We start from the raw sequence: 13,046 nt of genomic DNA on the forward strand, positions 1-13,046 counted from the left end.
TGGAGGACCGGGCGACGTGTAGTGGGCCGAACGGGGTGGGGTGCGGGCGGGGAGGCGGACGGGACCGGGCGGGGAGGCGCGGTTCCGCCGCTCCCTTCAACTTGACGTGCGACCGCGCGAAACGGTTGCCCACGAAACCTTTACCGGGCGGTCCGCGTTCACGGAGCGGACTCGCCGCGGATGATCGCCAACACGCCGTCGAGTTCGTCCGGTTTGACGAGCACGTCGCGCGCCTTGGACCCCTCGCTGGGCCCGACGATATTGCGGGACTCCATGAGGTCCATCAGCCGGCCCGCCTTCGCGAAGCCGACCCGGAGCTTGCGCTGGAGCATCGAGGTCGAGCCGAACTGGGTGGAGACCACCAGCTCGGCGGCCTGGCACAGCAGGTCCAGGTCGTCCCCGATGTCCTCGTCGATCTCCTTCTTCTGCTTCGTGCCCACCACGACGTCGTCGCGGAAGACGGGCGCCATCTGGTCCTTGCAGTGCTGGACGACGGCGGCGACCTCGTCCTCGGTGACGAAGGCGCCCTGCATACGGGTGGGCTTGTTGGCCCCCATCGGCAGGAACAGCCCGTCGCCCTTGCCGATGAGCTTCTCGGCGCCGGGCTGGTCGAGGATGACCCGGCTGTCGGCGAGGGAGGAGGTGGCGAAGGCGAGCCGGGAGGGCACGTTGGCCTTGATCAGGCCGGTCACGACGTCGACGGAGGGGCGCTGGGTGGCGAGCACCAGGTGGATGCCGGCCGCGCGGGCGAGCTGGGTGATGCGGACGATCGAGTCCTCGACGTCGCGGGGGGCGACCATCATCAGGTCGGCCAGCTCGTCGACGATCACCAGCAGGTAGGGGTACGGGGACAGTTCGCGCTCGCTGCCCTCGGGCGCCTTGCACTTGCCGCTGCGCACGGCGTGGTTGAAGTCGTCGATGTGCCGGTAGCCGTACGCCGCGAGGTCGTCGTAGCGCAGGTCCATCTCTCGGACGACCCACTGGAGCGCTTCGGCGGCCTTCTTGGGGTTGGTGATGATGGGCGTGATGAGGTGCGGGATGCCCTCGTACGCGGTCAGTTCGACGCGCTTGGGGTCGACGAGGACCATCCGCACCTCGTCCGGGGTGGCCCGCACCATGATCGAGGTGATCAGGCAGTTGATGCAGGAGGACTTGCCGGAGCCGGTGGCGCCGGCGACCAGGACGTGCGGCATCTTGGCGAGGTTGGCCATCTCGTAGCCGCCCTCGACGTTCTTGCCGAGCGCCACGAGCATCGGGTGGTCGTCCTCGGCCGCGTCCGCGAGGCGCAGCACGTCGCCGAGGTTGACCATCTCGCGGTCCGAGTTGGGGATCTCGATGCCTACGGCCGACTTCCCCGGAATCGGCGAGATGATCCGCACGTCCGGGCTCGCCACGGCGTACGCGATGTTCTTGGCGAGGGCCGTGATCTTCTCGACCTTCACCGCGGGGCCCAGCTCGATCTCGTAGCGGGTGACCGTCGGGCCGCGGGTGAAGCCGGTGACGACGGCGTCGACCTTGAACTCGGTGAACACGTTGGTCAGCGACCTGACGACCGCGTCGTTGGCCGCGCTGCGCGTCTTGCCCGGCCCGCCGCGCTCCAGCAGGTCGAGGGAGGGCAGCGCGTACGTGATGTCGCCGGACAACTGGAGCTGCTCGGCTCGGGCGGGAAGCGCTCCGGAACGCTCCGGAGTGCGCTTGGTCAGGTCGGGCACGGTGCCGGACGGGACGCCGCCCGGTGCGGAACGGTCCTCCGCGCGCTCGGCGCCGTCCGGTACGCGGCCGGGGAGCGCCCCGGCCGGCACGGCGCCGGCGCCTCCCCTGGCTCCGGGCACCGGGGTCGGGGTGCGCTCGCGGTCCGGGGTGACGCCCTGGGTGAGGTCGGCGACGACCGGGGAGGGCGGCATCCCGTTGAGGACGGCCCCGTCGAGCGCCGCGGCCGCGGCGGCGGCGATGTCCACGGCGTCCATGGGGCGGTTCATCGCGGGCTGGGCCGAGGGGCGGCGGGGCCGCCTGCGCCGGGTGAGCGCTTCCTCCTCGGCCTCGTCCTGGTCGTAGGGCGGCTCGGCGTCCCGGAGGCGCGCGGGGCCCCGGCGCGTCCGGTCGGGCAGCGCCTCGCGCCACTGCTCGTCGTAGCGCTCGTCGTCGTACGCCGCGCCTGGCTCGGGCGCGGCCTCCACGATCCCCAGCCGGACGCCGAGCTGCCGCAGCCGCTGCGGGATGGCGTTGACCGGGGTGGCGGTGACGACGAGGAGCCCGAAGACGGTCAGCAGCACCAGCAGGGGGACGGCGAGCACCTCGCCCATCATGAAGATCAGCGGCTTGGAGGCGGCCCAGCCGATCAGCCCGCCCGCGTCCTGCATCGCCTCGGCGCCCGTGTCCCGGTCCGGGGAGCCGCAGGCGATGTGGACCTGGCCGAGGACGCCCACGACCAGCGCTGACAGCCCGATGACGATGCGGCCGTTCGCCTCGGGCCGCTCGGGATAGAGGATCAGCCGTACGGCCATCGAGCCCAGCAGTATCGGCGCGAGCAGGTCGAGGCGGCCGAAGGCCCCGGTGACCAGCATCTCGACCAGGTCCCCGACCGGCCCCTGGAGGTGGGACCAGGTGCCCGCGGCGACGACCAGGGACAGGCCGAGGAGGAGCAGCGCGAGGCCGTCCTTGCGGTGGGCCGGGTCAAGTCCCTTCGCACCGCGTCCTATCGAGCGGAACACCGCCCCGACGCCGTGGGCCGTTCCGAGCCAGACTGCCCGCACCAGGCGGTAGACGCCTCCGGTGGGCGACGGCGCGGGCTTGGGGGCGGGCCTCCTGGCCGCCGCCTTGCGCACGGGGGCCTTCTTCGCGGGCGCCGCCGACTTCCTCGGCGCGCCTTTCCCGGCGGGCGCCGCCTTCTTGGCGGGCGCGGGTTTCTTCGCCGGGCCCGGAGCACGGCCGACGCTCTTCGCGGTGCCCGCCGTGCGCTGGGAACCCTTGCCGGACGTACGTGAGGCCATGGTGCCGAGGTTACCGCTGTCGTCGTCCGCGAACACGTCCGCCTACGGGTTCACCCGACCGTGTCGTCTGGCGGGGGCCGGGAACTGACGCGGCCTCATCGCCGCGGACCGTACGGGGGACGGGGCGTCCGTGCCGCACCGCCCTCGCCACGCGTGCGAGTCGGTCGCGGATACGGCGTCAGTTCTGAGCGGGCATCATGCCCGCGCTGCCGCCCGTACCTGGCTCCAGCGCGTCGAGCGCGCGGCGCAGGCCGGTCAGCTTGCGTTCGAGGTGGGCCGCCGTGGCGACGGCTGCGGCGTCCGCGGACTCGTCGTCGAGCTGCTTGGAGAGGGCCTCCGCCTGCTCCTCGACCGCCGCGAGCCGCGCGGACAGTTCGGCCAGCAGACCGGCCGGCTCCCGCTCGTGCCCGCCGCCCGACCGGCCGTCGCCGTCCAGTTGGAGCCGCAGCAGCGCGGCCTGCTCGCGGAGCTTGCAGTTCTTCATGTACAGCTCGACGAAGACGGACACCTTGGCCCGCAGCACCCACGGGTCGAACGGCTTGGAGATGTAGTCCACCGCGCCCGCCGCGTAACCCCGGAAGGTGTGGTGCGGACCGTGGTTGATCGCGGTGAGGAAGATGATGGGGATGTCGCGGGTCCGCTCGCGGCGCTTGATGTGCGCGGCGGTTTCGAAACCGTCCATGCCCGGCATCTGGACGTCCAGCAGAATGACCGCGAAGTCGTCCGTCAGCAGCGCTTTGAGCGCCTCCTCCCCTGACGATGCCCGCACCAGTGTCTGATCGAGCGCAGAGAGGATGGCCTCCAGCGCCAGCAGATTCTCCGGCCGGTCATCGACCAGGAGGATCTTGGCCTTCTGCACCATGGCCCGTCCTCCTCGCCCCGGAAATGCACCGGGTGCCGCCCCAGGGGACGACTCCCTTGCGCCGTCCGTCCTTGTGCCGGTCATGGTAGCCGCACCCCGCCCGTCACCACACCCTGTCACCGCGATGTCACCGTGCACACAGCCAAAACGCGGCGAGAGACCAGAAGGTTCCCCGGATACAGGGCCTTCACACCCGTTCGAGCGCAGTCGGTCAACATCATGCGACAACCCGCCCCTTGGTCAATCACTCTCCGTACATCCACCGCTCCATCACGGAAAGCAGGTGATCAGGATCGACCGGCTTCGTCACATAGTCGGAAGCCCCGCACTCGATCGCCTTCTCCCGGTCGCCCTTCATCGCCTTCGCCGTGAGCGCGACGATCGGCAGCCCGGCGAACTGCGGCATCCGCCGGATCGCGGTGGTCGTCGCGTAACCGTCCATCTCCGGCATCATGATGTCCATCAGCACGATCGCCGCGTCGTCGTGCTGCTCCAGCACCTCGATGCCCTCGCGGCCGTTCTCCGCGTACAGCACCGCCAGCCCGCGCTGCTCCAGCACGCTGGTGAGCGCGAACACGTTGCGGATGTCGTCGTCGACGATGAGGACCTTCTCGCCGCGGAAACGGAACGTCCGGCGGGGTTCCGCCTCCTCCGCGGGCCGGCTCTGCTCCGCCGCGCCCTGCACCCAGCCCTCCTGCGGCGGGGAGCTCTCGGCCGGGGGCCGGCCGGCCGGCAGCGCGGGCCGCCGGGTCGCGTCCTCCAGCGCCTTGCGACGGCGCCGGAAGATCCCGGCGGTGTTGGCCGGGTCCCCCAGCGGAGCCGCCCCGTCCTCGGACGGCTGCGCGTGCCCGTACTCGTCGGTTCCGCCCAGCGGTTCGGCGGAACCGGAACCGACCTGCGGGAAGCTCTGCGGGGGCAGCTCGGCGCGGTGCAGCGGCAGGTACAGGGTGAAGGTGGAGCCGCGCCCCGGCTCGCTCGCCGCGTGGATCTCGCCGCCCAGCAGCCGCGCGATCTCCCGGCTGATGGAGAGCCCGAGGCCGGTCCCCCCGTACTTGCGGCTCGTCGTGCCGTCCGCCTGCTTGAACGCCTCGAAGATCACCAGCATCTTGCTGGACGCGATCCCGATCCCGGTGTCGGTGACCGAGAACGCGATCAGGTCGTCGTCCGCCTCCCGCAGCGACCCCGACTCCAGCAGTTGGTCCCGGATGCCGTTCGGCACATCGGGGCCGGCCGGCCGGATCACCAGCTCCACCGCGCCGCTGTCGGTGAACTTCACCGCGTTGGACAGCAGGTTGCGCAGCACCTGGAGCAACCGCTGCTCGTCGGTGTGGAGCGTCGCGGGAAGCTCCGGCGACACCCGTACGGAGAAGTCGAGCCCCTTCTCCGCGGTGAGCGGCCGGAAGGTCGCCTCCACGTAGTCGACGAGCTGGACCAGCGCGATCCTGGTCGGGCTGACGTCCATCTTGCCCGCCTCGACCTTCGACAGGTCGAGGATGTCGTTGATCAACTGGAGCAGGTCGGAACCGGCCCCGTGGATCGTCTCGGCGAACTCCACCTGCTTCGGCGACAGGTTGCCCTCGGCGTTGTCCGCGAGCAGCTTCGCCAGGATCAGCAGCGAGTTGAGCGGGGTGCGCAACTCGTGCGACATGTTCGCCAGGAACTCCGACTTGTAGCGCATCGAGACCGCGAGCTGTTCGGCGCGCTCCTCCAGCACCTGCCGCGCCTCCTCGATCTCGGTGTTCTTCACCTCGATGTCGCGGTTCTGCTGGGCCAGCAGCTCGGCCTTCTCCTCCAGTTCGGCGTTGGACGCCTGGAGGGCCTTCTGCCTGTTCTCCAACTCCTGCGACCGGTCGCGCAGTTGCTCGGTCAACTCCTGCGACTGCTCAAGCAGCTTCTCGGTCTTGGTGTTGACGCTGATGGTGTTGACGCTGGTCGCGATCATCTCGGCGAGCTGGTTGAGGAAGTCCCGCTGGATGTGCGTGAACGGCTGGAACGAGGCCAGTTCGATCACGCCGAGGACCTTGCCCTCGAAGAGCACCGGCAGCACGATCACATGGGCGGGCGGCGCCTCCCCCAGACCGGAGGAGATCTTCAGGTAGCCCGGCGGCACGTTGTCCACCTGGATCGTCCGCTTCTCCTCGGCCGCCGTCCCGATGAGCGTCTCGCCGGGCCGGAACGAGGTCGGCATCGAACCGGCGGAGTAGCCGTAACTCCCCCGCATCCGCAGCTCGTACGAGCTGTCCTCGGCGCCGTCCGGGCCCACCTCGTCGGAGTCGGGGGCCATCGCCAGGAAGAACGCGCCGTGCTGCGCGGAGACCACCGGCGTCAGCTCGCTCATGATCAGCGACGCCACGTCGTCCAGATCGCGGCGGCCCTGCATCAGACCGGAGATCCGGGCCAGGTTCCCCTTCAGCCAGTCCTGCTCCTTGTTGGCGAGCGTGGTGTCGCGCAGGTTCGCGATCATCGTGTTGATGTTGTCCTGGAGAACCTGGATCTCGCCGGCGGCGTCCACGTCGATCTTCAGGTTCAGGTCGCCGCGGGTCACCGCGGTGGCCACGGCCGCGATGGCGCGGACCTGCCGGGTCAGGTTGCCGGCCATCTCGTTGACCGACTCGGTGAGGTCGCGCCATGTGCCGTCGACGTCCCGCACCCGCGCCTGGCCGCCCAACTGGCCCTCGGTGCCCACCTCACGGGCGACTCGGGTCACCTCCTCGGCGAACGAGGACAACTGGTCGACCATCGTGTTGATGGTGTTCTTCAGCTCCTGGATCTCGCCGCGGGCGTCGATGTCGATCTTCTTCGTCAGGTCGCCCTTGGCGATGGCCGTGGTGACCGTGGCGATCTGGCGCACCTGGCCCGTCAGGTTGGAGGCCATGGAGTTCACCGACTCGGTCAGGTCCTTCCACGTACCGGAGACCCCCGGCACACGGGCCTGGCCGCCCAACTCGCCCTCGGTGCCCACCTCGCGGGCCACCCGCGTCACCTCGTCGGCGAACGAGGACAGCGTCGTCACCATCGTGTTGACGGTGTCGGCCAGCTCGGCGACCTCGCCGCGCGCCTCGACGGTGACCTTCTTCGTCAGGTCCCCGTTGGCGACCGCGGAGGAGACCCGTGAGATGTTGCGGACCTGGCTGGTCAGGTTGTTGGCCATCAGGTTGACGTTGTCGCTGAGGTCCTTCCAGATGCCGGTCGCCCCGCGCACCCGCGCCTGACCGCCGAGGATGCCCTCGGTGCCCACCTCGCGGGCCACCCGCGTGACCTCGTCGGCGAAGTTCAGCAACTGGTCGACCATCGTGTTGACGGTCGTGACCAGTTCGAGGATCTCGCCCTTGGCGTCGACGGTGATCTTCTTGGAGAGGTCGCCCTTGGCGACCGCGGTGGTGACCTCGGCGATGTTGCGGACCTGGAGGGTCAGGTTGTTCGCCATGCCGTTGACGGACTGGGTGAGGTCCTTCCACGTGCCGGAGACGCCCTGCACCTCGGCCTGCCCGCCGAGCATCCCCTCCGTCCCCACCTCGCGGGCGACCCGCGTCACCTGCTCGGCGAAGTTGGAGAGCTGGTCCACCATCGTGTTGAGGGTGTTCTTCAGCTCCAGGATCTCGCCGCGGGCGTCCACGTCGATCTTCTGCGACAGGTCGCCGCGCGCGACCGCCGTGGCGACCTGCGCGATGTTGCGGACCTGCGCGGTGAGGTTCCCCGCCATCCCGTTCACCGAGTCGGTGAGATCGCGCCACACTCCGGCCACGCCGGGCACCTGCGCCTGGCCGCCGAGACGGCCGTCCGTGCCCACCTCGCGGGCGACCCGCGTCACCTGGTCGGCGAAGGCCGAGAGCTGGTCGACCATCGTGTTGATCGTGTTCTTGAGCTCCAGGATCTCGCCGCGGGCGTCCACGTCGATCTTCTGCGACAGGTCGCCGCGGGCCACCGCCGTCGTCACCTGCGCGATCTGCCGCACCTGGGAGGTGAGGTTGCCCGCCATGAAGTTGACGGAGTCCGTCAGCTCCTTCCAGGTGCCCGAGACGCCGTCCACACGCGCCTGACCGCCGAGGCGGCCCTCGGTGCCCACGTCCCGCGCCATCCGCGTGACCTGGTCGGCGAAGTTGGACAGTTGCGCCACCATCGTGTTGACGGTGTTCTTCAGCTCCAGCATCTCCCCGGCCACGTCCACCGTGACCTTCTGCGACAGGTCGCCGTTGGCGACCGCCGTGGTGACCTGCGCGATGTCGCGGACCTGGCCGGTCAGGTTGCGGAACGCGGTGTTCACCGAGTCCGTGAGGTCCTTCCAGGTCCCCGCCGCGCCCGGCACCTCCGCCTGGCCGCCCAGCCGGCCCTCGACGCCGACCTCCCGCGCCACGCGGGTCACCTCGGAGCCGAAGGACTGGAGCTGGTCGACCATCGTGTTGACGGTGTTCTTCAGCTCGAGCATCTCCCCGGCGACGTCGACCGTCACCTTCTGCGACATGTCGCCGCTCGCCACGGCCGTGGTCACCTGCGCGATGTCGCGCACCTGCGTCGTCAGGTTCCGGAAGACCGTGTTCACCGAATCGGTGAGGTCCTTCCACGTCCCCGCGGCGCCGGGCACCTGGGCCTGCCCGCCGAGCAGCCCCTCGCCGCCCACCTCGCTCGCCACCCGCGTCACCTCGTCGGCGAAGGTGCGCAGCGTCTCGGTCATCTGGTTGATCGTCTCGGCGAGCTGCGCGACCTCGCCGCGCGCGCTCACCGTGACCTTCTGCGACAGGTCGCCGTTGGCGACCGCCGTCGTCACCTCCGCGATGCCGCGCACCTGGGAGGTCAGGTTGCCGGCCATCGTGTTGACGGAGTCGGTGAGGTCCTTCCACACCCCGGCCACGCCCGGCACCGTCGCCTGCCCGCCCAGCTCGCCCTCCGTGCCCACCTCACGGGCGACGCGCGTCACCTCGGAGGAGAACGACGAGAGCTGGTCCACCATCGTGTTGACGGTGTTCTTCAACTGGAGCATCTCACCGGCCACGTGCACGGTGACCTTCCGCGACAGGTCACCCTTGGCGACCGCCGTCGTCACCAGCGCGATGTCCCTCACCTGGGCGGTCAGCCGGTACGCCATGGTGTTGACGGAGTCCGTGAGGTCCTTCCACGAGCCGGACATCCCCCGCACCTGGGCCTGCCCGCCGAGCTTGCCCTCGGTGCCCACCTCGACGGCCACACGGGTCACCTGCTCGGTGAAGGCCGACAACTGGTCGACCAGGTTGTTGACCGTACGGGCGACCTTCAGGAACTCCCCGCGCAGCGGCCGGGCCGTCTCGTCCGCCGTGTGCGACCGCAGCTCCATCCGCTGCTCCAGGTCGCCCTCGGCGACCGCCGACAGGACGCGGCCCACCTCGGACACCGGGCGCGCCAGATCGTCGACGAGCTGGTTGGAGGCGTCGATCGCGGCCGCCCAGGAGCCTTCGCAGGCCCCCGTCTCCAGCCGCTCGGTCAGCTTGCCCTCACGCCCGACCACGCGCCGCACGCGGGCCAGCTCACCGGTCAGGTGGAGGTTGCGGTCGGCGACCTCGTTGAAGACCGCGGCGATCTCCGCCATCACCCCGTCGCCGGAGACGGTGAGCCGGCGACGGAAGTTGCCGTCGCGCATCGCCACGAGGCCCACGAGCAGTCTGTTCAGAGCTGCCGCGTCCACTTCGACGGTGCCATTGCGCTGCTTTTTCACGGGCTGTCCGCCTTCAGTACGCGCCTTCGAGCCCCGCGCCGCCACGTCAGACTCCACCGTGTCCCTCCCGCAGGGGTTGACCGTTTCGCTCGGGCCTATCCGGAAGCTTGCCCAGTTCCACTTTGGCTCACCGCCGCCGCGGCACCCTGTCGAGGGGTGGTCGGGCGAGCGTCAAATCATTGCAACGTACCAGGCCGGGGCGGGCCCGCGAGCAACCTCCCCCGCTCGCTCCCCGTCCCCGCCACGAGAAGCCCATACTTGTGCGCCCGCGCACAACCACCGGCCCGGCCTGTCCCGATCTCGGCCCTCGCGCACCAGGCACACTGGACGAACGTCTAGCCTGGCTAGCGAATCGAAGCGGCGAGAAACGGGCACAGGACTCGGGGAAGCGACGAGACACCATATGGGGAGTGCTGTGATCACCGCGCGAGCGGCCGCCACCTTCGAACCGGTCGGACGCTCCGTCGCGACCGCCCGCGCGTTCGTACGGGACACCCTCCAGGGGTGGGGCTACAACGATGTCGTCGACGACGCGGTCGTGCTCACCAGCGAGCTCGTGACCAACGCCGTGGTGCACGCGGGGACGGCGGCCGACGTGCTGTGCCTGCGCTCCGACGCCGGCGTCCGCATCGAGGTCGCCGACCACTACCCCGAACGCGAGGTCCCGCTGCGGACCAACGGCCTCGACGTGGGCAACCTCGACAGTGAGAACGGCCGCGGCCTGCTGCTCTGCGCCGCGCTCGCCACCCGCTGGGGCGTCGAGTACTCCCCGACGCGCAAACACGTCTGGTTCCAGCTCGACCTGCCCGAGCGCCCGGTGGGCATCCGCTCCGCGGGACCGGTCCTGCCCACGGCGCTGCTGCCCGTCGCCGACCAGCGGGTCCGGGTCGCCGTCGTCCAGATCGACAGCGCCGGCGCGATCGCCGGGTGGAACGACGACGCCTCGTTCCTCTTCGGGCACGCCGCGGAGCAGGTCACCGGCAAGCAGCTCACCGACTTCGTCGCCTGGCCGCACACGCCCGGCACCAACACCGGCATCGCCGACGCCCTCCAGCTCTCCCGCTGGGAGGGCAGTTACGGCATCCGCGGCGCCGACGGCCGGGTCATCCCCGTCTACGCCTCGCACCTGCGCGTCCGCGACACCGACGGCGAGCCCTCCACGGTCTGCCTCCTCGTCCGCGACGACGAGCGGGCCGTGCTCCAGTCGCCTGTCCGCGCGCCGGTGTCCGACGCGTCGGAGAACCGCGCCGCGGACCCGTTCGAGGTCTTCATCGGCTCCCCCGCGCCCGACGACCTGGACGGCCTCCTCCAGCGGACGGTCGAGCGGGCGCGCGACATGCTGGACGCCGACGCGGCGTTCCTCCTGCTCGCCACGGACGACGAGACGGAGTTGGAGGTCCGCGCCACGACGGGCCTGCCCTCGGCCCGCCAGCGCTTCGCCCGCGTGCCGGTGGAGGCCGGGACGGGCCGTTACGGCTCCGCCCGGATGCCGGCGGTCCACGAGGATTTGACCGCCGTCCGCGGCGCGGTCCCCTTGCTGACCGACACCGGGATGCGCTCGGTCGTCACGGTCCCGCTGAAGGTCGAGGGCCGTCTCACCGGCTCCCTGGGGGTCGCGGCGGAGGCGGCCGGCCGCTACACCAACGAGGAGGCCCTGCGCCTGCAGTTCGCCGCGGACCGGATCGCCCTGGCGGTGGAGTCGGCCCGCCTGGGCGAACTGGAGCGGTTGCGCCGGGGTTCCCTGTCGTTCCTCGTCGAGGCGTCCGACCTGCTGGCCGGCACGCTGGACCGGGACCAGACCCTGGCGCTGATGGCCCAGATGACCGTGCCGACCCTGGCCACGTGGTGCGCCGTCTACACGATCGCGGACCAGTCCTCCGAGCCGTACCTCTCGTACGTGCTCCACGAGGACGAGGACCTCATCGACGGGCTCAAGGCCCTGCTGTCGACGATCTCCCCGCCGGACCCGGTGCCGACGCCGGGCGCCCGCGTGTGGGCCGCCCCCGCGGAGGCGGGCCACCGCGCGGCGCTGCGCACCTCGACCCGCAGCCTGGACCGGGACGCGCCGCTGAGCATGAGCACGGCCACCCGCACGACGCTCGCCACGGCCCAGGCCGTCGGCGGCGAGACGGTGGTCCTGCCGCTGGTCGCCCGCAACCGGGTGATCGGCATGTTGACGCTCGGGAAGCCGTCGGACGACCACTTCCGCCAGGAGATCCTGGAACTGGCCGAGGACCTGTCCCGGCGGGCCGCTCTGGCCCTGGACAACGCCCGCCTGTACTCGGAGCGCATGGCGATCAGCCAGTCCCTCCAGCGCAGCCTGCTGCCTCCGGGCCTGCCGGACGTGCCGAACGTCGAGATCGAGGTCATCTACCGCGCGGCGGGCGAGGGCAACGAGGTCGGCGGCGACTTCTACGACGTCTTCCCGATCCACGACGGCGCGTACGGCTTCGCCATCGGCGACGTGTGCGGCACGGGCCCCGAGGCCGCCGCCGTCACGGGTCTGGCCCGGCACGCCCTGCGGCTGCTGGCCCGCGAGGGCCTGGGCGGTCCCGCGGTCCTGGAGCGCCTCAACGCGGCGATCCTCGACGAGGGCGCCCGCAGCCGCTTCCTCACCCTGCTGTACGGCGAGCTATGGCCCCAGGAGGACGGCAGCGCCCTGCTGAAGGTCGTCTGCGCCGGCCACCCGCTGCCGCTGCGCCTGCGTCAGGACGGCACGGTCCAGGCGGCCGCCGAGCCGCAGCCCCTGCTGGGCGTCCTCGACGACCTGGAACTGTACGAGCAGGAGGTCACCCTCGATCCGGGCGACGTGCTGCTCTGCGTCACGGACGGCGTCACCGAGCGGCGCGAGGGGGCCCGGATGCTGGGCGACGACGGCCTCGCGGACGTCCTGGCCACCTGTACGGGCCTGACGGCCGGGGCGGTCGCCGCGCGCATCCTGCGGGCCGTGGAGCGGTTCGCCGCCGAGCCCGCCTCGGACGACATGGCGATCCTCGCCATGCGTGTGCCGGAGCCGAGCCCGCTCTGACGGCGGCGTTCTCCGCCTCAACGCGAAAGGCCCCTGCCATGTGGCGGGGGCCTTTCGCTTCTCTCTGAGCCCCAATGCGGAATCGAACCGCAGACCTTCTCCTTACCATGGAGACGCTCTACCGACTGAGCTATTGGGGCCTTGCTGCGCTGTGGCAACGAGGTAAACCATACACGGGATGCGGGGATGCTCATAATCGCGGACGGCCCTGCCGGACGAAGAGCCATTCCCGTCTGCACGGCAGGCCGCCGGCACGGTCCCGCGACCCGCCAGGGCTCTTACGCTCTGCTCGGGACCGGTCGGGCCGCAGCGCATCGGCATGGACCTTCCGGTGGGTTCTGCCCGCGCCGGAGCGTCGTGAACGCAGAAAAGCCCCGTGCCACAAGGCACGGGGCTTTCCCGGAAAAATTGTTCGGCGGCGTCCTACTCTCCCACAGGGTCCCCCCTGCAGTACCATCGGCGCTGAAAGGCTTAGCTTCC

The 13,046-nt window shown here is 70.8% G+C and carries 4 protein-coding genes, 1 tRNA gene and 1 rRNA gene; 1 reads left to right on the forward strand and 5 read right to left on the reverse strand.

The window, feature by feature from the left end:
- Positions 1-158: 158 nt before the first annotated feature.
- The 3 genes from ACZ6EJ_RS21825 to ACZ6EJ_RS21835 form a co-directional block, all read right to left on the reverse strand.
- Entirely contained in the window at positions 159-2,990 is a 2,832-nt protein-coding gene (locus ACZ6EJ_RS21825) for a DNA translocase FtsK (RefSeq protein ID WP_469269294.1), read from the reverse strand.
- 178 nt (positions 2,991-3,168) lie between these two features.
- Complete coding sequence (locus tag ACZ6EJ_RS21830; protein ID WP_469269295.1) at positions 3,169-3,852, reverse strand: response regulator; 684 nt, start codon at positions 3,850-3,852, stop codon at positions 3,169-3,171.
- 244 nt (positions 3,853-4,096) lie between these two features.
- Positions 4,097-9,538 (reverse strand): HAMP domain-containing protein, encoded by a 5,442-nt coding sequence (locus ACZ6EJ_RS21835; RefSeq protein WP_469269297.1) that lies wholly within the window; start codon positions 9,536-9,538, stop codon positions 4,097-4,099.
- Positions 9,539-9,941: 403 nt separating this feature from the next.
- Between ACZ6EJ_RS21835 and ACZ6EJ_RS21840 the strand changes: the two genes are divergently transcribed.
- Positions 9,942-12,566, forward strand: coding sequence for a SpoIIE family protein phosphatase (locus ACZ6EJ_RS21840; RefSeq protein WP_469269298.1), 2,625 nt, complete (start codon positions 9,942-9,944; stop codon positions 12,564-12,566).
- Between the two features lie 67 nt (positions 12,567-12,633).
- Here the strand turns inward: ACZ6EJ_RS21840 and ACZ6EJ_RS21845 are convergent.
- Both ACZ6EJ_RS21845 and rrf read right to left on the reverse strand, forming a co-directional pair.
- Positions 12,634-12,706: transfer RNA gene (locus tag ACZ6EJ_RS21845), tRNA-Thr, on the reverse strand.
- A gap of 270 nt (positions 12,707-12,976) precedes the next feature.
- Positions 12,977-13,046: ribosomal RNA gene (rrf, locus tag ACZ6EJ_RS21850) — 5S ribosomal RNA — on the reverse strand; the annotation flags it as partial.

Source organism: Streptomyces sp. NPDC041970, from assembly GCF_055588985.1.